The 23,217-nt window shown below is 37.2% G+C and carries 28 protein-coding genes; 19 read left to right on the forward strand and 9 right to left on the reverse strand.

Features of this window, described 5'->3' with window-relative positions; genetic code table 11:
- Positions 1-133: 133 nt before the first annotated feature.
- Together HX124_RS02625 and HX124_RS02630 are read left to right on the forward strand one after the other, a co-directional pair.
- The gene (locus HX124_RS02625; protein WP_286381853.1) at positions 134-757 is read left to right on the forward strand and encodes an NAD(P)H-dependent oxidoreductase; all 624 of its coding nucleotides are present in this window, start codon (positions 134-136) and stop codon (positions 755-757) included.
- Complete coding sequence (locus HX124_RS02630) at positions 751-1,071, forward strand: putative quinol monooxygenase (RefSeq protein ID WP_286381854.1); 321 nt, start codon at positions 751-753, stop codon at positions 1,069-1,071. Before HX124_RS02625 ends, HX124_RS02630 begins: the two co-directional genes overlap by 7 nt.
- Positions 1,072-1,149: 78 nt before the next feature.
- Here the strand turns inward: HX124_RS02630 and HX124_RS02635 are convergent, their stop codons facing one another.
- The 6 genes from HX124_RS02635 to HX124_RS02660 form a co-directional block, all read right to left on the reverse strand.
- On the reverse strand, positions 1,150-1,806 hold the full coding sequence (locus tag HX124_RS02635) for a hypothetical protein (protein ID WP_286381855.1): 657 nt from the start codon (positions 1,804-1,806) through the stop codon (positions 1,150-1,152).
- Positions 1,807-1,900: 94 nt separating this feature from the next.
- Entirely contained in the window at positions 1,901-2,701 is an 801-nt protein-coding gene (locus HX124_RS02640) for a thiazole synthase (protein ID WP_286381856.1), read from the reverse strand.
- A 26-nt stretch (positions 2,702-2,727) separates the two neighbouring features.
- Positions 2,728-2,925 carry a sulfur carrier protein ThiS gene (gene thiS, locus HX124_RS02645; RefSeq protein WP_107007335.1) on the reverse strand — a complete coding sequence of 66 codons (198 nt, stop codon included), beginning with the start codon at positions 2,923-2,925 and terminating at the stop codon, positions 2,728-2,730.
- Positions 2,926-2,967: 42 nt separating this feature from the next.
- On the reverse strand, positions 2,968-3,333 hold the full coding sequence (locus tag HX124_RS02650) for a DUF423 domain-containing protein (RefSeq protein WP_107007334.1): 366 nt from the start codon (positions 3,331-3,333) through the stop codon (positions 2,968-2,970).
- Between the two features lie 142 nt (positions 3,334-3,475).
- Positions 3,476-4,345 carry an RNA polymerase sigma factor RpoH gene (gene rpoH / locus HX124_RS02655; protein WP_107007333.1) on the reverse strand — a complete coding sequence of 290 codons (870 nt, stop codon included), beginning with the start codon at positions 4,343-4,345 and terminating at the stop codon, positions 3,476-3,478.
- Positions 4,346-4,506: 161 nt separating this feature from the next.
- Positions 4,507-4,746, reverse strand: coding sequence for a sulfurtransferase TusA family protein (locus HX124_RS02660; protein ID WP_107007332.1), 240 nt, complete (start codon positions 4,744-4,746; stop codon positions 4,507-4,509).
- A 389-nt stretch (positions 4,747-5,135) separates the two neighbouring features.
- On the opposite strand from HX124_RS02660, the gene HX124_RS02665 reads away from it, so the two are divergent.
- Both HX124_RS02665 and rhlB read left to right on the forward strand, forming a co-directional pair.
- Positions 5,136-5,348 carry a cold-shock protein gene (locus HX124_RS02665; protein ID WP_004822370.1) on the forward strand — a complete coding sequence of 71 codons (213 nt, stop codon included), beginning with the start codon at positions 5,136-5,138 and terminating at the stop codon, positions 5,346-5,348.
- A 123-nt stretch (positions 5,349-5,471) separates the two neighbouring features.
- A complete protein-coding gene (gene rhlB / locus HX124_RS02670) occupies positions 5,472-6,623 on the forward strand; it encodes an ATP-dependent RNA helicase RhlB (protein ID WP_107007331.1) in 1,152 nt (383 codons plus the stop codon).
- Between the two features lie 63 nt (positions 6,624-6,686).
- Here rhlB and HX124_RS02675 read toward each other — a convergent pair whose 3' ends face one another.
- A complete protein-coding gene (locus HX124_RS02675) occupies positions 6,687-7,067 on the reverse strand; it encodes a hypothetical protein (RefSeq protein ID WP_286381857.1) in 381 nt (126 codons plus the stop codon).
- A gap of 202 nt (positions 7,068-7,269) precedes the next feature.
- Here HX124_RS02675 and HX124_RS02680 point away from each other — a divergent pair, with 202 nt between their 5' ends.
- From HX124_RS02680 to HX124_RS02740, 13 genes are all read left to right on the forward strand, one after another.
- Positions 7,270-7,848, forward strand: coding sequence for a nitroreductase family protein (locus HX124_RS02680; protein WP_286381858.1), 579 nt, complete (start codon positions 7,270-7,272; stop codon positions 7,846-7,848).
- A gap of 58 nt (positions 7,849-7,906) precedes the next feature.
- Positions 7,907-8,980 carry an NAD(P)H-dependent glycerol-3-phosphate dehydrogenase gene (locus tag HX124_RS02685; protein ID WP_286381859.1) on the forward strand — a complete coding sequence of 358 codons (1,074 nt, stop codon included), beginning with the start codon at positions 7,907-7,909 and terminating at the stop codon, positions 8,978-8,980.
- 72 nt (positions 8,981-9,052) lie between these two features.
- Positions 9,053-9,508, forward strand: coding sequence for a phosphohistidine phosphatase SixA (sixA, locus tag HX124_RS02690; protein ID WP_286381860.1), 456 nt, complete (start codon positions 9,053-9,055; stop codon positions 9,506-9,508).
- A 38-nt stretch (positions 9,509-9,546) separates the two neighbouring features.
- Positions 9,547-10,689 carry a type II secretion system protein GspL gene (gene gspL, locus HX124_RS02695; protein ID WP_286381861.1) on the forward strand — a complete coding sequence of 381 codons (1,143 nt, stop codon included), beginning with the start codon at positions 9,547-9,549 and terminating at the stop codon, positions 10,687-10,689.
- Positions 10,689-11,168 carry a type II secretion system protein M gene (locus HX124_RS02700; RefSeq protein ID WP_286381862.1) on the forward strand — a complete coding sequence of 160 codons (480 nt, stop codon included), beginning with the start codon at positions 10,689-10,691 and terminating at the stop codon, positions 11,166-11,168. The genes gspL and HX124_RS02700 overlap by 1 nt, the downstream gene beginning before the upstream one ends.
- A gap of 90 nt (positions 11,169-11,258) precedes the next feature.
- Complete coding sequence (locus HX124_RS02705) at positions 11,259-12,263, forward strand: quinone-dependent dihydroorotate dehydrogenase (protein WP_107007324.1); 1,005 nt, start codon at positions 11,259-11,261, stop codon at positions 12,261-12,263.
- A 1-nt stretch (position 12,264) separates the two neighbouring features.
- Positions 12,265-12,855, forward strand: a complete 591-nt coding sequence (locus tag HX124_RS02710) for a CvpA family protein (protein ID WP_286377018.1) — start codon at positions 12,265-12,267, stop codon at positions 12,853-12,855.
- Between the two features lie 24 nt (positions 12,856-12,879).
- A complete protein-coding gene (gene purF / locus HX124_RS02715; protein WP_286381863.1) occupies positions 12,880-14,424 on the forward strand; it encodes an amidophosphoribosyltransferase in 1,545 nt (514 codons plus the stop codon).
- Between the two features lie 130 nt (positions 14,425-14,554).
- Positions 14,555-16,444 (forward strand): M48 family metalloprotease, encoded by a 1,890-nt coding sequence (locus HX124_RS02720; RefSeq protein WP_107007425.1) that lies wholly within the window; start codon positions 14,555-14,557, stop codon positions 16,442-16,444.
- Positions 16,445-16,613: 169 nt separating this feature from the next.
- Positions 16,614-17,288: a hypothetical protein gene (locus HX124_RS02725; RefSeq protein ID WP_286381864.1), complete on the forward strand. Its 675-nt coding sequence runs from the start codon at positions 16,614-16,616 to the stop codon at positions 17,286-17,288.
- A gap of 15 nt (positions 17,289-17,303) precedes the next feature.
- On the forward strand, positions 17,304-18,275 hold the full coding sequence (locus HX124_RS02730) for a 2-hydroxyacid dehydrogenase (protein WP_286381865.1): 972 nt from the start codon (positions 17,304-17,306) through the stop codon (positions 18,273-18,275).
- 88 nt (positions 18,276-18,363) lie between these two features.
- Positions 18,364-19,803 (forward strand): M48 family metalloprotease, encoded by a 1,440-nt coding sequence (locus HX124_RS02735; protein WP_286381952.1) that lies wholly within the window; start codon positions 18,364-18,366, stop codon positions 19,801-19,803.
- A gap of 111 nt (positions 19,804-19,914) precedes the next feature.
- Entirely contained in the window at positions 19,915-20,274 is a 360-nt protein-coding gene (locus HX124_RS02740) for a hypothetical protein (protein ID WP_107007318.1), read from the forward strand.
- A 121-nt stretch (positions 20,275-20,395) separates the two neighbouring features.
- On the opposite strand, the gene HX124_RS02745 is transcribed toward HX124_RS02740, so the two are convergent.
- Both HX124_RS02745 and rpsU read right to left on the reverse strand, forming a co-directional pair.
- Positions 20,396-20,842: a GatB/YqeY domain-containing protein gene (locus HX124_RS02745; protein WP_107007317.1), complete on the reverse strand. Its 447-nt coding sequence runs from the start codon at positions 20,840-20,842 to the stop codon at positions 20,396-20,398.
- 38 nt (positions 20,843-20,880) lie between these two features.
- Positions 20,881-21,096 (reverse strand): 30S ribosomal protein S21, encoded by a 216-nt coding sequence (gene rpsU / locus HX124_RS02750; RefSeq protein WP_001136722.1) that lies wholly within the window; start codon positions 21,094-21,096, stop codon positions 20,881-20,883.
- 146 nt (positions 21,097-21,242) lie between these two features.
- On the opposite strand from rpsU, the gene tsaD reads away from it, so the two are divergent.
- The gene (tsaD, locus tag HX124_RS02755; RefSeq protein ID WP_286381866.1) at positions 21,243-22,268 is read left to right on the forward strand and encodes a tRNA (adenosine(37)-N6)-threonylcarbamoyltransferase complex transferase subunit TsaD; all 1,026 of its coding nucleotides are present in this window, start codon (positions 21,243-21,245) and stop codon (positions 22,266-22,268) included.
- 205 nt (positions 22,269-22,473) lie between these two features.
- Entirely contained in the window at positions 22,474-23,217 is a 744-nt protein-coding gene (locus HX124_RS02760; protein WP_107007315.1) for an MFS transporter, read from the forward strand.

The following is a 23,217-nucleotide window of genomic DNA, read 5'->3' on the forward strand; positions in this document are numbered from 1 at the left end:
CCTTCGGGTGCTTTTTTTAGGTTTGTTGATATAATTATTGATTTTTAGTCAACAATATTTTGCTTAATCTTGTATTTTTCGCAACAACGGAAATCTTTATAGTGCTGTCATAGATTAAGATTTAGAGTTTAATATGAGCAACATTCTGATTATCAATGGCGCGAAAACTTTTGCACATTCCAATGGCGAATTGAACGATACTTTAACTGAGCTTGCAGTATCCGTATTGAGTGAGTTGGGATATGCGGTAAAGGTGAGTCGTGCAGACAGTGCGTATGATGCCAAAGAAGAAGTTCAGAAATATCTGTGGGCGGATGTGGTGATTTATCAAATGCCAGGTTGGTGGATGGGTGCGCCTTGGACGGTAAAAAAATATATGGATGATGTCTTTACCGAAGGTCATGGAACTTTGTATGCCAATGATGGACGTAGCCGTTCTGATGCCTCTAAAAAGTATGGTTCTGGTGGTTTGATTCAAGATAAAAAATATATGTTGTCCTTGACCTGGAATGCCCCGATAGAAGCCTTTACCGATCCTGAGCAATTTTTCCATGGCGTGGGCGTCGATGGGGTTTATTTGCCTTTTCACAAAGCCAATCAGTTTTTAGGTATGCAAGCACTCGCCACTTATATTGCCAACGATGTGATTAAAGCACCCAATATTGCAGATTGTGAACAGCAATATCGTGAACATTTACATCAGGTTTTTGCAACATTGGCAGTTGGATCATTGCATCAGGACGCCGCAACATGTTGATTGTGATTGCGGAAATCCATACACGAGAGGGCATAGAGCATAAAAGTAAAGTGATAAATGCTTTTCGGAAAATCACAGCAACGGTTTTGGCAGAGTCGGGTTGTCATGGCTATGAATTGTTGGTTGATGCTGACACGGATGCAGATTTTCAATGTAAAAATTCTCATGTGATTACCATGCTTGAATATTGGGAAAGTATGCAGCACTTACAGACACATCTGGAAACAGCTCATATGCAGGCATATCAGTCGGAAGTTCAGGATGATGTATTGGAGGTCAAGATTCGGATTCTTGAAAAAGGTCTGATGCTTTAAGGTCAATCAGGATCAGTTTTGATGATGATTGGGGTTTGAACAGTTATTGGGATTTGAACAGTGAGTATATGGCTGATTTTATTTAATCATCTGTTTTAAGAAACCAGGACTGTCTTCAAATTGAATGTGTTCAAGTTGATCTGGTCGTATCGGGATTAATTTTTTCCATGAAATTTGAGGTTGAATCTGATCATCAAACTCATTCGCAAAAGTGGTTTTCAATTTTTGTGTTAAAAAATTTCCACTATAGCGTTTGGATTTACCATCAGTTTTATAGATGAACCAGTATTCAAAACCAATTAATTTCAAGTGTTTATTACGCCACTGAAAGCGATATGTCCAACCTTCGCCGTACCAATTGGAACAACTGTTCATGGCATTAAAACCGACATCCAATATGCCATGTTTTATTGCCAGACCTGCACCTGAAATGGCATCGTTGATACAGTTTTCTTCATCAGGATAAGTCCATGCAGGAATTTTTTTATTCAAATACAGTATATAACTTTGATTATTTTTTAATAAAATCAGTAGTTTTCGATCCTGTATTTGGGTATTTTCTGGCTGAATCAACAGTGCGACATCACTTTGACCATCGGCATTTAAATCACCATTTGCTTTAGAAATAATTTCCCATTGATCAGGAATAAACTTTTGTAAGTCCGCAGGCGTGGCATAACTTATGTTGATGGATAAAGAACTGATTAAAAACAAAGGGCTAATTATTTTTATCATGGTATGACCTCATTTTTCTAATGATTTATTATAAATAAAAAAGGATTCCGAGGAATCCTTTTCCAATATTAAGTCATAAAAGGCTTATTATTAATTATTTAAAGAAATAACCCGTTTCAGGTGAGCTTGCATTTGCCATGCGCTTCCGAGGCATACGACCTGCCAAATATGCTTCACGACCTGCTTCAACCGCTTTTTTCATTGCTAATGCCATTAAGATCGGATTTTGCGCTGCCGCAATTGCTGTATTCATCAACACGCCATCACAGCCCAGTTCCATGGCAATCGCTGCATCACTGGCAGTACCAACACCTGCATCAACCAAAACTGGTACTTTGGCATTTTCTTTAATAATGGAAATGGTGTGCGGATTTAAAATGCCCAAGCCTGAACCAATCAGACTGCCTAAAGGCATAATGGCAACACAGCCCATGCTTTCAAGTTCTTGTGCCACAATCGGATCATCAGAAGTATAGACCATGACTTCAAAACCATCTTCAACCAACGTGCGGGCCGCTTCAAGTGTTGCCGTCACATTTGGATAAAGGGTTTTTTCATCGCCCAAAACTTCAAGTTTAACCAGGTTGTGACCATCGAGCAGTTCACGTGCAAGCATACAGGTACGCACAGCACTGTTGGCATCGAAGCAACCTGCGGTATTGGGTAAAAGGGTATATTTTTCAGGGGGAATCACTGAAAGCAAATTAGGTTGATCAGGGTTTTGCCCAATATTGACACGACGAATTGCCACCGTGACAATTTCAGCACCACTGGCTTGAATCGCCAGATCAGTTTCCTGCATGTCCTTATATTTGCCTGTTCCGACCAATAAACGTGATTGAAAGCTACGTGAGCCAATAATTAAAGGACTGTCTGAATGATTTAAATTTTGCATGGGATGATTCAATCTCTCTATACCCATCAGCCGCCACCAACCGCATGAATAATTTCAATACGATCTTGTGCTGCAATGGGGGTTTGCTCAAGTTTACTTTTGGAAATGATCATTTCGTTCATTTCAACGGCAAAACGTTTGCCTTCAAGGGATAATTCCTGAATGAGTTGCAAGAGGTTTTGACAAGTCGTATCTTGAGGCTCGCCATTTAAGAAAATTTGCATAAAAAATCCATTCCTTTCAAGCAAAACATAAATTTAAACGCTTTATTTTGCGTACTTTAGTGCATTCCATGCCAACAGCAACCAGCCTGCAATCATGAGTGCACCACCAATGGGGGTAATCGCACCGAGACCTCGGGGTAAACCCAATGCCATGATATAAAGTGAACCGCAGAAAAATAAAATACCGACCTGAAGCAGTAGAAAACTGGTTTTAATCGGAAGCTGCGGAATCACTTTGCTTAAGATACCTAGAGCCAGTAAACCCAAGGCATGGTAGAAAAAATAATCTGTTGCTGTTTGCCACCATGTTAATTGTTCAGGTGAGGCAATTTTTTTTAAACCATGCGCGCCAAAAGCACCCAAGATCACGGCAAAAGCAAGATTCAGTGCTGAAATTGCGATCCACATCAGTCAGTCATCTGTATAAATTTGCGCATCACCTTAGCACAATTTTAAGTTGAGGTTAAGGCGGAAAAACACTGTAAAAGTTAATACTTAAATAAAAAATAAAAGGGCAGATCGCCCTTTTATGAAGATAGAAATAAAGTTTTTAGTTGGATGACATCGCCACTTTGATTTTATCCATTGCATTTTTTTCCAACTGACGGATACGCTCCGCAGAAACGTTATATTCAGCAGCCAACTCATGCAATGTGGATTTGTCGTCATCTAGCCAACGACGCTGTAAAATATTACGAGAGCGATCATCGAGCTGTTCCATGGCATCGTGCAGGGCAGAAGTACTTTGTGCTTCATAATCTTCCTCTTCAACCAGTCGTGCAGGGTCATAACGGTTATCTTCGAGATAAAGCGCAGGTGCAACATGGGTTGAACCTTCATCGTCATCATCGCCTTGTGCTTCAAAAGCAGCATCATATGCGGTTAAACGACCTTCCATTTCAAGGACTTGTTCAGCAGTCACATTTAAGTCATTGGCAATGGACTGAGCTTCTTCAAGTGTTAATTTTTTACTTGATTTCTTCAAACTACGTAAATTAAAGAACAATTTACGTTGGGCTTTGGTGGTTGCAATTTTCACAATACGCCAGTTACGAATGACATATTCGTGAATTTCAGCTTTGATCCAATGCACCGCAAATGAAACTAAACGCACACCCATGTTGGGGTCAAAACGTTTAACAGCTTTCATTAAACCAAGGTTACCTTCTTGGATTAAATCACCTTGAGGTAAGCCATAACCTGCATAACTACGTGCGATATGAACAACAAAACGTAAGTGAGACATCACTAACATTTTTGCCGCATCTAAATCTTGATCATAGAAATAACGATCAGCCAACTCTTTTTCTTGTTCGGCTGTCAAAATAGGGATTTGGTTCACAGTGCTGATATAAGCACCCAGATTAACACCTGGCGCAGATAAGGACAGGGGCATCAATTGATTGCTGCTGTCACTCATGAGTTCTCCTTATAGGATAATAGTGGTAATACCATAGCTTCATCTTAATTGTATTGGCATTCATAATTAAGGAAAATTGGGTATAGAAATGTAAACTTTTATTCAATTATACAAGCATTAACATAAAATACTGAATCTTTGTTAATTTAAAATTGAAACACTTAAGATTTTATTAAAAAATGTAGCTCATGATCTGAAATTTGTGTGAATTGGCAAATAAGTTGATGAAGTTCACAATAACGCAAAATGTCAATTTCACTATGTGGATCTGAAGCTTTTAGCAAAATATTTTGCGGCGTTGGTAACTTTTTCAATTGCTTTTTTAAAAGTAAAAGTGGCAGAGGGCAAGGTTTGCCTATGGCATCAATGGTGATGTAATCAGGAGTTAAACTTTCAGTCATTTTATGAGCAATAACATTTATCTATCAAACAATGTTTAGTCTAACAAAGAAAATAACTCAGCCCAATCTTTTTGCGTTAAAGACTTTGTGAAAAAGCATTTCAGCTAAAAGTTAGAGAAAATATTGATGAAATGAAAATATTTATCTCATAATTATCTAAAAAAATTCTATTAATTGTGATTCACCCATGTTAAGCTCCTTGCGTGTTTTAGGAATGGTGCAGTAACAACTGCTCATTTATCTGAATTACAAGTGGATGTAACCGGGATTTTGTTAATAGTCTTACAGAATGATTACAAGCTTTGAAATAAAAAATATTTTAAACTTTGTTTGCTCTGCTGTTTGCAACACCGGGTGGTCCTTTTTTCTAAATAACTGAGGATTAACTTATGACAGCTCGTGAACAAGGCGTTGTTAAATGGTTCAATGATACTAAAGGTTTTGGCTTTATTCAACGCGCTGGCGGTGACGATGTATTCGTTCACTTCCGTGCTATTCAAGGCGACGGACACCGTTCACTTCGTGACGGTCAACGCGTAGAATTCAGCGTTGTTCAAGGTCAAAAAGGTTTTCAAGCTGAAGAAGTTCAGCCTTTAGACTAATTCTTAAGTTTGTAAAAGCTTAAGTGACGCTCCAATTTTAATGAATTGGGGCGTTTTTGTTTTTTAGCTGTGTTTGTTTATAATACTTCATATTTTTATATTTTACCGTTAGAGCACGTATATATGTCATCAGGTTTCGAAACCCTAAATTTACATCCGCAACTTAAGCAAGCGATTGATGCTCTAGGGTTTAAAGAAATGACCCCCATTCAGCAGAAAGTATTGAAATATACGTTGGCTGGGCATGATGCGATTGGTCGCGCTCAAACAGGAACAGGTAAAACTGCAGCTTTTTTAGTCAGTATTATTAATGATTTATTGCAAAATCCTGTGAAAGGTCAACGTTTTCGTGGTGAGCCACGTGCTTTAATTTTAGCACCAACACGTGAATTAGCCATTCAAATTGAAAGTGATGCACGCGAGTTAACTAAGTTTTCAGATTTAAATGTTTTAACTTTAGTAGGTGGTGTTGACTTTGATAAACAAAAAAAGCAATTAGATAAAAATTTTGTTGATATTTTAGTGGCTACTCCCGGTCGTTTAATTGATTTTACTGAGCAAAAAGAAGTTTGGTTAGATCAAATTGAGTTTTTAGTGATTGATGAAGCTGACCGTTTATTGGATATGGGCTTTATTCCATCGGTAAAACGGATTGTGCGTTATTCACCACGTAAAGAACAGCGTCAAACGCTCATGTTCTCTGCAACATTCAGCTATGACGTTTTAAACCTTGCTCAACAATGGTTGTTTAATCCTGTAACTGTTGAAATTGAACCTGAAAAGAAAACCAATCAGGATGTTGAGCAACGTATTTATGTTGTTGAAAAGAAAGATAAGTATCGTTTGTTGCGAGAAATATTGTCTGATGAGCCGATTGAAAAAGTCATGATTTTTGCAAATCGACGAGATCAAGTTCGAAAGCTTTACGATCATTTAAAATCAGATGGTTATAAAGTCGTGATGCTTTCAGGTGAAATCGCGCAAGATAAGCGTTTGAAAATGTTAGATCAATTTAAAAATGGTCAGCACAATATCATGATTGCTACAGATGTTGCAGGGCGTGGTATTCATGTAGATGGCGTTTCTCATGTGGTGAATTTTACGCTTCCTGAGCAGTCAGATGATTATGTGCATCGTATTGGTCGTACAGGTCGCGCAGGTACTCAAGGTGTAAGTATTAGCTTTTTATCTGAAGATGATGCTTTTTATTTACCAGAAATTGAAAAAGCGATTGGACAAAAATTGCCTTTAACACGCTTGGATGGTTATTGCTAAGCTGTTTTTAAAGCGCTAAAAATAAAAGAACCTCTCGATTTTGAGAGGTTTTTTTTATAGGAGTTAAGCATTCGCCTGACAAGTAAAAGTCAATGTTGTTTGATAATCTGTATCTTTTTCAATACCACCTTTACCAATTACTGAACCTAATACACCTGCCGCAGCCGTAATCATTTTCCCTGTTTGTTCATCAAAAACACCTTTTAGCGCGCCATTAAATTCAACTTTTTCATCTATAACAATAGGTGTCGCCTTTTTACCACAAGCATTATTTGCTGCGCTGATCGCATTATTTTTGGAAATGATCTGACTTTTGCCTAAACCAGTCACTTCATATTGGTTGTTTGGTTTTTGAATCGCTTGAGTTTGAGTTGGATTGGAGCTACAAGCCGTAAATAAGAAAGCACTAGACAGCATAGATGCGATAATAAGCGTTTTTTTCATAGGTTCGCTCTAAATAATAAATGATCCTGATATTGCAGCACAGGAATAGAGATAAAAATGCCAAAATATGTATTAAATATGATGTTTTATATGGCAGTCCTGTGAAATAGTCAGAATTGTGTTGAGTAAATTCAGCAAATATCACGCTTTTTTAAAAGTTTATGCTAATCTTGATTCAAAAGGTTTTTATAGAACATGGTCAATGGCAGATTCAAATCTTCAAATTGTGCAGCAAAATATTCATCAACGTCAGTCTGTTGGGCATTTAATTGAGCCTGCACCCAATGCAGAACAATTAGAACTCGCATTTCAAGCTGCTTTAACTGCGCCTGACCATCATCGTTTAAAGCCAACTCATTTTATTGTTGTATCTGCCGATCAGCGTGCAGCTTTTGGTGAGTTACTGGCGGAGGCAGTTCAAAATTTAGGAGAAATGGATCCTATTCAAGTTGAACGTGTAAAAACCCATCCTTTTAGAGCGCCACTTTTAGTTTTGGCGGTGACACGTTTTGTCGAGCATCCTAAAGTTCCTACATTTGAACAAACATTAAGTTCAGGTGCTGCTATTCAAAACTTTTTACTTTCGTTACAAGCGCAAGGCTTTGCAAGTATGTGGCGTAGTGGTGCAGTTGTTGAGTCAAAATTATTAAAACAAAAGTTAGGGCTACAACCTGACGATCTTATTTCAGGGATTATTTATATTGGAACTGCGGCAAAAGCGATCGCTCCACGTGCTGAACAAAGTACAGAAGCTCATGTTTCAGTTTGGAAAGCATTTTAAAATTTAAATAAGAATGAACCCTTAATATCAACATCAGTTATGTTTTAGGATAACAATAATGTCAGAGTTAAAATTTTCAGATTTGGTTGAGCCTGTAGTATTAAATCAAAAAACTGCGTTAAGAGTCACTGTGTTAGGGGGCGGTAGTTTTGGTACAGCAATGGCAAATACAGCAGCACGAAATGGTTGTGATACCATGATTTGGATTCGTGATGAAGCTGTTGCTGAGGAAATGAATGCTACACATTTAAATAAACGCTATTTGCCTGATTATCCTTTAGAGCTTAGCTTAAAAGCAGAGTCAGATTTAGAAAAAGCTGTTCGTGATCGTGATATTATTTTAGTGGCAATCCCAAGCCATTCATTTCGTGATGTCTTAAAGAAAATTAAGCCTTTTATCAGTGCTCAGGCGGTTGTGTCATTAACCAAAGGGATTGAGGCGAAAAGCTTTAATTTTATGAGCGATATTATTCGTGATGAGTTGCCAGAAGTACCTTATGGTGTTTTATCGGGTCCTAATCTTGCAAAAGAAATCATGGCGGGTCAGCCTGCGGGTACAGTGATTGCAAGTGACTCTGAACTTGTACGTTATGCCGTACAACAAGCCTTACATAGTGCTTTATTTCGTGTGTTTGGTAGTGATGATGTGCATGGGGTAGAACTTGGAGGCGCATTAAAAAATATTTATGCTGTCGCAATGGGAATGGCGGCTGCATATCAAGTAGGCGAAAATACCAAAAGTATGATTTTGACACGTGCTTTAGCAGAAATGAGTCGTTTTGCGGTGAAGCTAGGTGCAAACCCTTTAACTTTTCTTGGTTTATCTGGTGTTGGTGATTTATTTGCCACTTGTAATAGTCCTTTGAGTCGTAATTATCAAGTGGGTTTTGCATTGGGTTCAGGTAAGTCCTTAGAGCAGGCGACCAAAGAACTTGGGCAAACTGCTGAAGGTATTAATACCATCGTTCAAGTCAATACTCGTTCAAAAGAGCTAGATGTTTATATGCCAATTACGGCTGCATTACATGAAGTGATCTTTGAAGGTGCGCCACCTTTAAATATTGCGGTATCATTAATGAAAAATGGACATCGTAGTGATGTAGAGTTTGTTTTACCCCATCATGAAGTCTAAATTTTTGTCAAACTGAGATAGTGTTGTCATAAAGAATCGGTATAATTCAAAACAAATCAATAAGGAAATTTTATGCAACTGACTTTAGTTCGTCATGGTGAGGCAGTTCCTGCTGTCAATGGGAATGATCATAAGCGTCCATTAACAGCACGTGGTCATGAGCAAGCAGAACAAACAGCACAGTATTTAAAAAATTTGGATAAACCAGATGTGTTTATTGTGAGTCCATTATTACGTGCTCAAGAAACATTAGCGCATCTACAACACTATTTTTCAGATGTCAGTGTGTTGATTTGCGATAAAATTAAACCTGATGATGATGCAAAAGATGCAATAGATTGGTTGTCACAATTGCCATTTGAAAATATTATTGTGGTTTGTCACATGAATGTTGTTGCACATATTGCTGAACAATTAACAGGTGAGAATTTTCATCCTTTTGCGCTTGCAGAAGCTCGTATTTATGAGCAAAGTGTGATTGCTCAAGGTTTATCTACACAACAAAAAGCCTTTATTCCAACAGCGTAAAAGCATTTTAGAACAAATAACACGGCAGAACAAAATTAATGTTGTATTTATGGATGCCAGAAGCCGATGGGGTTTGGCAGTGGTCTCAGGGTGATGCATGGCATAGTGCTGTAAGTCTTGAGCAATTGATTCAAGAGTTGAAACTTCATCAAGGTGAAGAAGCCGTTGTTTATTTTCCAAGTCGTGAAGTGCAAATTTTGCAACAAAGCTTGACGAAAGAACAATATAAAAAACTGGGTCCAGATGGACTAAAATACTTACTTGAAGAATATGTCATTTTACCTATTGATCAGATGAAAGTATTTTCACACTTTCAAGCTCCAGATCAGGTAACAATTTTAGGTATACATCAATATGCTGTAACCACGATGCAGCATTCATTGTCTTTATTGCCTGTAAAAGTGGTTTCTTTATTACCCGATTTTCTTATTTTGCCTGTGCCTGAGGTGAAACAAACTGTGCTTGCTAGTTTGAATGGGCATTTGTTGGTTCGTGAAAATGAGTGGATGGGAAATTCTGTTGATGATTTAGCGTTATATCTTGACTTTTCTGAAAAAGAGCGACGATATAAATATGCTCAATTAACTGCTGAACAACTAGATAGTCTTTTTGCTATAACGACAACTGAATATCTTGAGCAGTTTAATTATCAATTCTTAGCAGCGAAAAAATTAAAAAATCATCCCTTTAATGTGCTGCCTAAAGCCAAAGAGCAAAGTGGTTCGGTTTCTGGGTATTGGAAAGCTTGTGCAGTATTATGTTTGGCTTTAATTTTAGTACAGTTAAGTTTTGATGCGTTACGTTGGGTGAAACTACGAAAAGTTGCAGATCAAACAGCATTGATTGCGATTGATCAATACAAATCTTGGTTTGGTACAAATAGTCGAGTAACTGAGCAAAATATTAAAAGCCAATTTGAAAGTAATTTGCGTTTGAGTCAAAGTGCGAATACACAAGCATTGCAACTTTTGAGTCGAGTTGGACCTATTTTAATGCAGCATCAAATTGTGGCAAATAAAGTCAATTATGATAATACGATTTTGAATATGGATTTGATTGCAACCAGTTCAGATAAATTACAGACGCTAGTGCAACAGCTTAATCAGCAAGGTTTTAAAGCAGAACTTGGGACGATACAGACACAAGGTGCTTCTGTTGTAGGACTGGTGAAAATACAATAATGAAAGCAATAGACAATATTCAACATCGCTTTGATGCTTGGGCAGAAAAAATTACAGATCAGCTTGATAAAATGTCAATGCGTGAACGAGTAATGGTTGTTTTTACTACGATTTTTGTGGTGGTTGCTATCGTGGGTTCAGCATTGTGGTCAACTCATAAAGCAGCAGAAAATCAACAAAAACGGCTGAATGAACTTAAAGATCTTGTTGTGTGGATGCAGAGTAATGTCGTGACAATGAAACCTGCTGATGATTTATCTTTGACCGTGCCTGATAAAATTCAACGTGTCGCACAACAACAAGGTTTATCAATCGCGAGTCAACAAGTGGGTGAGCAGTTTCAAATTGTTGGGCAACATGAAAATTATGCTGTATTGGCAAACTTTTTAACACAAATTGCACAAATGGGTGTAAGCATTGAAAAAATGGAACTCATAAAAGTCGATTCACAGATTAAATTAACAGCGACAGTGCATTAAGCGGTGAAAATAAAGCAGTAGTAAGCATAGCCTTTTTGCCATACTGTGCCTATAATACGGCAACTTAAAAAGCAGTAGACTTTTCTAGCTATGATGTATTCACTTGCTCGCCCATTGTTGTTTTCTTTAGCACCGGAGCGTGCACATGAACTGACATTATCGCTGTTAAAATCAGCGCATAAAGTCGGAGCAATGCGTCAAAAGATTGCGCCTAAACCTGTTACATGCATGGGAATCCAATTTCCTAACCCCGTTGGTTTAGCGGCAGGTTTAGATAAAAATGGTGCGTATATTGATGCCTTGGCTGCGCTCGGCTTTGGTTTTATTGAAATTGGTACAATTACGCCTAAGCCTCAAGCAGGTAATCCAAAACCTCGTTTATTCCGTATTCCAGAAGCAAAAGCCATTATTAACCGTATGGGATTTAATAATGATGGCGTTGATCAGCTCGTTGAAAATGTAAAAGCTGCAAAATTTAAAGGTGTTTTAGGGATTAATATCGGTAAAAATGCCACAACACCTGTTGAAGATGCGGTTTCAGATTATTTGATTTGCCTTGAAAAAGTATATGCTTATGCATCATACATTACGGTAAATATTTCATCACCTAACACTCAAAATTTGCGCTCATTGCAAAGTGGGCATGCCTTAACTGAATTACTTGAAACTTTAAAGAAACGTCAACTTGAACTTGCTGAAGAATATCAGCATTATGTACCTTTAGTATTAAAAGTTGCACCAGATTTAGAGCAAAGTGATATTCAGTTTATTGCTTCACAGTTATTAGAATTTAAAATTGATGGCTTGATTGTGACCAATACAACCTTGTCACGTGAAGGTGTTGAAGGCTTAGCTTTTGGTGATGAAGCAGGCGGTTTATCTGGTGCCCCAGTTTTTGAAAAAAGTACAGCATGTTTGGCGGCTTTTTCAAAATTATTAAAAGATGAAATTCCACTGATTGGTGTGGGTGGGATCTTATCTGGTGATCAAGCAGTAGCAAAGCAACAAGCAGGTGCAAGTTTAGTACAAATTTATAGTGGTATGATTTACACAGGTCCGACTTTAATTAAGGACTGTGTTGACGCTATGATCTAAAATGAACACCATAGATATTGTTATACTTATACTACTGCTCATTGGAGGGCTAAACGGTTTGCGAAAAGGATTTATAAATGCCTTTGCGAACTTAGTGGGTTGGGTTTTTGCACTGATTATTGCAGCAAAATATTCAGCTATTTTCGCTCCCTCCATGGCGATATTAAGTCAAGATCCTGTGGTGCAAAAAATTGCTGCCTTTGCTTTTGTTGTATTAATTATTGTTGTTCTTACATGGATTGTAACAGCGCTACTCAACCGAATTTTAAAGACTTTTAAGCTTGGACCGCTCAATCGTTTAGCAGGTGGGACACTGGGCAGCTTGAAAGGTTTGTTCATCGTCCTCATAACTATGCAAGGCGTGGGACCATGGGTGGAAATTTCACCCCTATGGAAACAATCCAAAATGATTCAATTTCTTTTGCCTTATGCACCTTTAGCAACAGAGCTTTCTAAAGAAGCAGCAAATGAAGCACTTAGCCATATTCATTCTGAGGCACATTCTGATGATGCTTCAAAAACTGAGTCTAAGAATGGATCTTCAGCACAAGAAGATCGTTCAGCACACTCAACTAAGAACCCATTTTATTAATCCTAGCTGGTCTGCGAGGTAGCTATGTGTGGAGTCGTTGGTATAGCCGGTAAATCACCTGTTAACCAAATGTTATTTGATGCGTTAACGATGTTACAACATCGGGGACAGGATGCAGCTGGGATTGTAACTTGTCATAACGGTCGATTATTTTTAAGAAAAGATAACGGTATGGTACGCGATGTTTTCCATACTCGTCACATGCGTGCGTTGTTAGGTAATTACGGGATTGGTCATGTCCGTTACCCAACTGCTGGTTCTTCAAGCAGTGCAGAAGCACAACCATTTTATGTAAACTCACCTTATGGTATTACGCTTGCACACAATGGTAACTTAACCAATGCTGCTGATATTCATGATGATTTATTCAAAACTGACTTACGTCATATGAATACTGATTCAGATTCAGAGGTATTGTTAAACGTTTTTGCACACGAATTGCAAAAATGTGGCACTTTAGAGCCAAAAGCGGAAGATATTTTCCATACTGTTAAACGTGTCCATGAGCGTTGTAAAGGTGCTTATGGTGTTGTCGCAATGATCACAGGGCATGGTATTGTTGGTTTTCGTGATCCAAATGGTATTCGTCCATTAATTTACGGTTCACGTTTAACTGAAAATGGCGAAAAAGAATATATTATTGCTTCTGAATCTGTTGCGATTACTGCGCTTGGCTTTAAAGTTGAGCGTGATATTGCACCAGGCGAAGCAATTTTTATCAATTCGCAAGGTGAATTTTTCTCACAACAATGTGCTGAAGATTCTCGCTATCGCCCATGTATTTTTGAATATGTTTATTTTGCACGTCCAGATGCGATCATTGATGGCATTTCTGTGTATAAAGCACGTTTAAAAATGGGTGAAACCTTAGCGAAGAAAATTTTGCGTGATTGGGGTGAGGAGCACGATATTGATGTGGTGATCCCAATTCCAGATACAAGTCGTACGTCTGCGCTTGAATTGGCAAATGCTTTAGGTGTGAAATTCCGTGAAGGTTTTATGAAAAACCGTTATATCGGTCGTACCTTTATCATGCCAGGTCAACAGCAACGTAAAAAGTCTGTTCGTCAAAAATTAAACCCTGTAGAGCTTGAATTTAAAGGCAAAAACGTTTTGCTGGTTGATGATTCTATTGTGCGTGGTACAACGTGTAATGAAATTATTCAAATGGCACGTGATGCAGGTGCAAGTAAGGTTTATTTTGCTTCAGCAGCACCAATGGTGAAATATCCAAATGTGTATGGTATTGATATGCCTGCTAAAGCTGAATTGATTGCATCACATCGTACTGTTGAGGAAATTCAAGAAATTATTGGTGCTGACCGTTTGATTTTCCAAGATTTGGATGATCTTAAAGCAGCAGTGAAAACCCATAAAGTTCCTGAAGTTCAAGAGTTTGATTGTTCAGTATTTGATGGTATTTATGTGACAGGTGATATTGATGAACAATATCTGACTGACTTAGAAAATAGCCGTAGTGATATGGCGAAAAAGCAAAAAGATGGTTATATCGATGTTAATATCGATGCAGCATCTGTTGATCTAAGTGGAATTAAAGAAGGGGCTTAATGCTGAATCTAGCGTTAAACTTTTAAAAAGCGGGTAATTCCCGCTTTTTTACTTTATGATGTTTGAGCAATCAGCTTAGTGTAATGCTTATTGAGATCCATAGCTTAACAATGTAATGAGGATGTTTACATTGAAAGATGTCAGTCATTATTTAATAAAAAACAAAAATATACTGTGGTCTGCCAGTATTTGTTCAGTTGCTGTACTGATTACAATTTTTATTTTAAATACTGTACTCGGTTTATTGGTTCATTATATTAACCCTTTAGAGTCTATTTTTTGGCATACATTTAGTCCATTGTGTGTTGGGGCTTTATTGGTTGTTATTTTAGGGTCAATTATTTATGAATTTTATGTGTTTCGAGAAGGTGGGCATTCTCTTGCTAAACAATTAAAAGCACGCCGTTTAAGTTTGATTGAAAGTACGCCTGAAGAAAATGTGGCGTTAAAAATTACAGAAAAATTAGCACAAAATTTTGATATTGATTTGCCCAGTATTTATGTCTTACCTGATGAGGTGGGAGTCAATGCTTTAACAGCAGGTTTGCATCCACGAGATACGGTGATTATTTTAACGTGGGGAGCTTTACAAAACTTAGATGAGCTAGAGCTTTATGGCTTGTTAGGACATGAATTTAATCAAATTTTATCAGGTGAAGCGAAGGAAAATACCCGTTTGAAAATTTTGTATAGTGGTTTAACTTCTTTTAGTCAATTAGGAAGTAAAATTGCGAAGCAAGGGTTTAGTGTTTACGAAAAAGGACGACGTCATAAATTTGAGACCAGTTTCGTTGCGATTGGCGGTGTGATTTGGCTGATTGGCAGTATGGGGATTTTAATTTCTCGTTTAATTAAATATTTTACGCTGGGCGGACGTACTTTTTATAATGATTATAAAGCAAAACGTTTGATGTTAAATAATGCCAATATACAAACTTTATTGCGGATTTATGTGCATCATGCGGGTTCTCAGATTCATAGTGAATATTCTGAGTCCATTGCTCATATGTGTTTTGCTAACTCATTAAGCCCACAAAGTTGGTTGAATATTCATCCAAGTATTGAAGATCGTATTTATGAGTTAAACCCAACATTATTACAAGATTTACAAATAGAAAATTTAAAAAAATTACGCAGTCAGCCTCTTTTTGTATTAATGCGTCCTTTAGAAGAGTTGAGTGCAGAAAGTTATACACCGTGGATTTCGCCGCAACCTTTACCTTTGATGCGTTTATCACCGATTAGTTTTGCATTAAATGACGCAATCAAGCCACTAAATTCAGAAGTTAGGCGACAAATGCAACGTCCTGATTTATTACAGCGAGCGATGCAAACTTCGACAGGGTCTCGTGAGGTCATGGTTGCGATTCTCATGATTCGCCAATATCGAGAGTTTATTCCTTCAACAGCGGAAGTGAGTCGCGCGATTGTAGATTCATTGTTGAACTTAGATGGTCGTGTTCATATTCAAATTTTTCACGATGCTTGTGCAAATTTGGGCAATATGCCTGCTACAAGCGCACGTCAGTTTGTCACTAAATTGGCTAAAATTATTCAAGAAGATGGTGAAATAGGTTTGCTGGATGCTTTGCTGATTGAGCGTGTAAAAGCTGAATTGCATTTATTGCCGATGCATACGCCATCTTCTTTAGAAACAGTAAAGCCGCAAATTGTGCGTTTAATTGATGCTTTATTGCATGTGCAGCAAATTAATAGTGAAAACCAATTAGAAGTTCGATATGACATTTTACAACGTGTTTTAACTCGGGAAGAATTGGAATTATTTCGTGAAATTTCAGATGAACCAATTGATTTAAGTGAAATTTTAAATGATATTGCAGGCTTATTATTAAGAGATCGTTTGAGTATTTTGGGTGTTGCAGAAGTTTGTTTGTGGCATGATCGCATCATTACTCAAGATGAGTTAGATGTTTTAGAGTTATTGTATTGGCGTTTAGGTTTTGAAACTGAAGAAATTGTGGATCAAATGCAAAAGAAAAATAGCATCATGATTATTTAGAATGTATCTAAAATCAATCTAGATTTGATATGGTTTATTTTCATTCACTAATACATTGAATTCTATGGGTAAAATGCTTTGTTGTTTTAATGAGCGGACGAAGAGAAATCACAGCAAAAATGTGCAAAGCTCGGTAGAATATGTGCTGAATTAAAGATTGAATAATGTGATGAATGTAAACGTGCAGGAACATCAGCGAAATATTTTAGCTGCTCTTGGAATAGATCTGTGGATTCCAAAGCAGGGTGTGCCTGTGCGCCAATATCCAAAGACTTTATATCGAGACACTGCTGCAAAAGAAATCATTTCAGATGTGCAATTTAAAATTGAGCCAGAGCAAGTTAAGCAAAAAGAGCCAGTTCAAAGTGAAATTTTAAATGTTCCAGAACATATCGTTTCACGAGAAATCGCGTCTGAAGTTGCTGAGCCTGTGCTTGTATCACAACAAGACACGATTGTAGAAAGTAAAGTTGAGCCTTTCCAGTTACAAGCTTTTTGTTTAGAAAGCTGTGTAATTGTCGTAGATGCTACTCATATACAAGCAGAACAACAGCAACTTTGGATGAATATTCAAAATGCGATGAGTGGGGAATACTTTGAATTAAAATGGCCATTTCCACTGACACAATTTCAAGATGGACGCGGCGCTCAAATTTATATACAAGGTTTTTTAGCTGCTTTGAAACAAGATAAAGTGATTTTAACACTTGGCTCTATTGGCTATTTACAGAATGATGAGAGTATCCAATTAGCCAGTTTAGCGGAAATGTTAGCACAACCTTTGCTAAAACGCCGTTTGTGGGGTTTTATGCAAAGTAAGGCAAAGATGAGTAATATTGACTAGGCGCAGGGAAGTACGATGCAAAAAAAAGTTGTGGTATTTAGTAAAATTGATACGGATATTTTAAGTAAGTTAGAAGCGCAATATCAAGTTGTTGTCATTAATCCTAAGATGGGCGATGTCAATGAGCAAATTCGTCAACATGTCGTGGATGCCGATGCAATGATTGGTGCAGGGCGTTTGTTAAATGAAAGCAATTTAGCACCTGCACAACAATTAAAAATTATTTCATCGGTCAGTGTGGGATATGATAATTATGATCTTAACTATTTAAATCAAAAGAAAATTTGGCTGAGTAATACACCCCATGTGTTAACAGAAACAACAGCAGATTTGGCATTTACATTATTAATGAGTGCAGCACGTAAAGTGCCTAGTTTAGATCAATGGACAAAACAAGGTCAGTGGACACGTACAGTGGGTTCGGCTCAATTTGGACAGGATATTTTTGGTAAAACACTGGGAATTATTGGCTTAGGGAATATTGGTGCGGCAATTGCCCGTCGTGGTTTTTATGGTTTTAATATGAATATTTTATACCATAATCGTCGTGAAAAACTAGAATTGGCTCAGCCGTTAAATGCACAATACCGCAGTTTAAAAGATTTATTGCAACAATCTGATTTTGTGATCGTTGCTGTGGATTTAAATGCACAATCAAAAGCGCTTATTGGTGCAGAAGAGTTTGATTTAATGCAAAAACATGCTGTATTTGTCAATATTTCACGTGGTTCAGTTGTAGATGAAAATGCCTTGATCACAGCCTTAAAGCAACAGAAAATTTTTGCAGCAGGTTTAGATGTTTATCAAAAAGAACCTTTACAAAGCTCTGAATTATTTGAATTAGATAATGTTGTGACAATGCCACATGTTGGATCGGCAACAGAAGAAACCCGTCAAAAAATGGTTCATTTAGCCTATCAAAATCTAGTTAAGGCTTTAGAAGGACGAGTACCACATTATGTTGTTAATGAGAAATTTGGACTTTAGAAAGTAGTTTAAAAACTGCTACATTTTGTCTCGAATTTGTTCAAGATCCAATGCTATAGTGATGAAAAGTATTGATTAGAGCATGGTATTGAAAAAGATTTTGTTGATATTAGGGATAAGTATCAGTTGTCTTGTACAGGCGACTGAAAACTTTTATCCCACCACTGCGCCAAAGTTTGAAGTTCCTGAAATTGGTAGTGGTGTGGGCTTAATTGATCAACAAAAAGAAAAGATGATTGGTGAGAAAGTTTATCGCCAAGTTCAACATCAAATGCCAATCGTGCAAGATCCATGGCTTGAAGACCAATTTATGTTGGTATTTTCTAAAATTTTAAGCCAAACACAAGTAGGAACGCCTATAGGGCTTGTCATTGTTAAAGATCCGCAAATTAATGCGTTTGCTGTACCTGGTGGGTTATTTGCACTGAATACAGGAATGGTAACATCCTCAAAAAGTATGGATGAGGTTGTTGGTGTCATGGCACATGAGATTGCACATGTGACACAACGTCATTATAGTCGTTCTCAAGAGGCTTTTAAGGGGCAAGGTTTACTGGCTCTAGCAGGCATTATTGTGGGTGCAGCAATTGCATCTCAGGCTGATGGTGATGTTGGTACGGCGGTGATGTTAGGTACACAAGCTGCATTACTTGACAAGCAACTCAGTTATAGCCGAAATCAAGAACGTGAAGCAGACCGTATAGGAATGCAATTTATGTATGGTGCTGGCTATAATCCTGAGAGTATGGCTGACTTTTTTGAAACAATGCATCGTTCAACAAGTCGTTTAAGTTTTCTACCAGATTTTTGGTTTACGCATCCACTCACAACTGAACGTATGAGCGAAGCCCGTTTACGTGCCCAACAATTTCCACGTGTACTATTTAATCAGCATCAACAGGACTTTGAGATTATTAAATGGTATACCGCAGCAATTTCAGATCAAGCCACGCAGCAACAACTTGATAATTTAGTACAGCAAAAAAGTTATGCAGGCTTATTGGCTGCGAGCGCCTATCATTTAAAACTAGGAGATTATGGAAAGTCGCAAAATTATTTAAATGCAGCAAGCGCTATGGATGCTGATCATAGCTTATTACATTTACTTCAAGCAGATATTTATTTAGGTCAAAATAAATTAGAAGATGCATATAATGCTGTTATTAGCAAACAACGGATCATGCCTGAAAACCGTGCTTTGGGTTATAAACTTGCTGAAGTGTATATTCGCCAGAACAAAGGTAAAGAGGCAGAAAGCTTGATCAATCGTTTTGTCAGTAAAAATAAAATGGATGTTTTAGGTTGGCAACTTTTACAACAAGCCGCAAATCTTGATAAAAATAATCCAATGCGCACAGTCAATGTTTTACGTTACCGTTCTGAAGCGCAATATTGGTCAGGTGATGAGGAAAATGCGATTAAATCTCTTTTGCATGCACAGCGTTTAGCTAAAGAAAATAATGCGATGAGTTCACGTATTGAAGCGCGTTTAAAAGTCATGCAGGATGAGCAAAAAATGCGTATATAATGCTATATAATTTTATTGAATATTCACTTTGTAACAAATATAAATATCTATTTTCAATAGAAAAAGTTAGGCTTAGCACTAATGTAATCTTTCAATTTTTGAAGTATGTTTATGAAAAAAATAATGACTGTAATTGTATTACTAGGTTGTATACAAAATGCAGTTGCAGCTGCAACAGACCGTTATGTGCGAGATGTGGAAAAAATATCAACACAATATACGAGTCAAATGAAGTCTTTTTTAAGAAGTTTAGATCCGCAAATTACCGCATTTAATGCACAACAACAAGTTCAGTATTGCGCTATAGTTAAACAATATGTAGACGATATGTATAAAACAACAGATGAAAACCGTGCAAATTTACCACCATCATATATGTCTATCACAAAACAAGATATTATTTCTAAGGTAAATACTTCACCAGAAATGCAAATTGTGAAAAAGTATAATATTCAGTGTGATTTAAAATAGAAAATGATTGCTAGAAGATTTTGGGCTATTTAATTGCTAATATTATTTCATTGCAAAATAACGATTTTGAAGTGAATTAAATAGACCAAATCAAACAAAAAAGATTTTTAAATATAAGTACTTAAGCGAGTTTTGCTTTGATTTTAGCAGAAACTTGTGCAGGATCGGCACGTCCGGCTATGATCGGACGTAGAGAATTCATCACCTTACCCATATCTTTCATGCTAGTAGCACCTTGCGCTTCAATTGTTTGCGCAATGAGAGAATCAAGCTCGTCCTCTGACATAGCTTCAGGTAGAAACTGAGATAAAACCTCAATTTCGGCTTGTTCTTTACTAGCTAAATCTTCGCGATTAGCGCCCAAAAAGGCTTTAATCGACTCTTTGCGTTGTTTGATTTGCTTTTCAATGACCGCAAGAACCTGAGTATCATCAAGCTCAATGCGCTCATCGACTTCGATTTGCTTGATTGCTGCCTGTAGACCACGAATTACCGTTAACTTATCCATTTCTTTAGCGCGCATAGCGGCTTTTAAAACGTCAGTGATTTGGTTTTTTAAAGTAGTCATTAATTTTGTCCAGTCAGTCAATCATTCACAAATAAATCTTAGTAAAGGCGAGTAGTACGTACTGATTCACGCGCCAATTTCTTTTGGTAACGCTTAACAGCAGCAGCTTTTTTACGTTTACGTTCTTGAGTAGGTTTTTCGTAGAATTCACGTTTACGAACGTCAGCAAGAACACCTGCTTTTTCGCATGAACGTTTGAAACGACGGATAGCTACGTCTACTGGTTCGCCTTCTTTCAATTTAACTTGTGGCATGAAGAATCCTCATTGGTTTATGGATAAGATCTAGGGCTAAATTACCCTTGATCACAAGTGAAGGTCAGTATTTTACTCATTTACATCTCATATCACAAGTCTATAATAGCTTCAGCAATATTTTGATACGGGTAAAAGGCAGTTTAATGATCGTTCTTGGCTTAGAAACTTCCTGTGATGAAACAGGATTGGCGCTGTATGACAGTGAAGTTGGCTTAAGAGGACAGGTACTTTATAGTCAAATTAAACTGCATGCAGAATATGGCGGTGTTGTACCTGAACTTGCTTCACGTGATCATGTACGTAAACTCATTCCATTGATTAATCAATTGCTTGAACAAAGCGATGTGAAAAAGTCTGAGATTGATGCAATCGCATATACACGTGGTCCAGGTCTAATGGGTGCACTGATGACAGGGGCTTTATTTGGGCGAACTTTAGCTTTTGCTTTAAATAAACCTGCAATTGGTGTGCATCATATGGAAGGTCATATGTTGGCGCCATTATTATCAGCACAGCCACCAAAATTTCCTTTCGTCGCTTTGTTGGTTTCAGGTGGTCATACCCAACTCATGGCTGCGCATAGCATTGGTGAGTATGAAATTTTAGGCGAGTCTATTGATGATGCGGCTGGTGAAGCTTTTGATAAAGTTGCAAAAATGTTGAAACTTCCTTATCCAGGCGGTCCAAATATTTCTAAATTGGCAGAACAGGGAAATAAAGATGCTTTTGCATTTCCGCGTCCCATGTTGCATCAAGGTTTAGAATTTTCTTTTAGCGGTTTAAAAACAGCAGTATCTGTGCAGTTAAAAAAATTAGAAACGGAGCTAGAGCAAGGTGAAAACCGCGATGCTGATATCGCAGCTTCATTTCAAGAAGCATTAGTAGATACTTTAGTGAAAAAATCAGTCAAAGCATTAAAGCAAACTGGTTTGAAGACACTTGTCATTGCAGGTGGTGTAAGTGCAAATAAGCGTTTACGCGAGCGTTTAGAAGCTGATTTGGCGAAAATTAAAGCCACGGTTTATTATGCTGAACCTGCTTTATGTACTGATAATGGCGCAATGATTGCATTTGCGGGTTATCAGCGTTTAAAAGCAGGGCAACAGGATGGATTGTCTGTGACGACAACACCTCGTTGGTCGATGACAGAATTGACAAAACCTGAATAAATTCAGACTCATAAAGAAGAGGCTTTTGCCTCTTTTTTTATGCTTGATAAAAATAAGAACGGTATTTTATTATCGCTGAATTAAAAATGATGAAAAATAGCATGATTTGTGAACAAATGGACATTTACCACACATAAAAAAACGTTAAAAGCATCACATAAACGCTAGAATGTTGGAAAACAAATATTAAGTTTAAGGAAGAATTTTGCAAACGAAACATGTATTGGGTGGATTACTCTTTATTATTTTTGCTGCGTTATGTGGTGTATTGATTGCGATTTGGGTATTTAAGCATTTTAATATCTATATTCCACTTGAAAATCAATCTGTAAATATTGATTTAAAAGAACCTTTGCAAGCAAAAGTTAAAATCCATGATGCTTTAAATGTGGATGTTTCTGGTCGTGTAAATGCTGAAATTCCAATCAATGAAAAACTAAATTTACCTGTCACTCAAACTTTAACACCACATGTTTATTTTGATAACCAAGTCCCTATTCAAACGGTTATTCCTGTAAAAGAAGTGTTAAAAGTCGACCAAAATATGCCAATCGATACGAAAGTACAGGTGAGGGTCTTAGGGAAAGATATTACTTTGCCATTAAAGGGGATTATTCCAATAAAAATAGATGTTCCGATTGATTTGCAAGTACCGTTAAATCAAAGGGTACATTTGAAATTTGATGCGCCTGTACGTACAGTTTTAAAACAAAATTTAAATATCCCTTTAAATGCAACATTGAAAACGAATATTCCAATCCAAGGTCATTTAAATGTACCAATCAAATCAACTTTGGATGCAACAGTAGATGTAAAAAACACTTTACCTGTTAAAATTCAAAAGGGTGATTTGAAAATTCCTTTAAATAGCATTCGTTTATCTAAAAATGAACAGACCCCTGAACTGCATTCAGACGCTTCTAAACCTGCATCACAGGCGCAGGAGTAA

Origin of the sequence: Acinetobacter sp. 226-1, assembly GCF_030329325.1 — a bacterium.
Classification (GTDB): domain Bacteria; phylum Pseudomonadota; class Gammaproteobacteria; order Pseudomonadales; family Moraxellaceae; genus Acinetobacter; species Acinetobacter sichuanensis.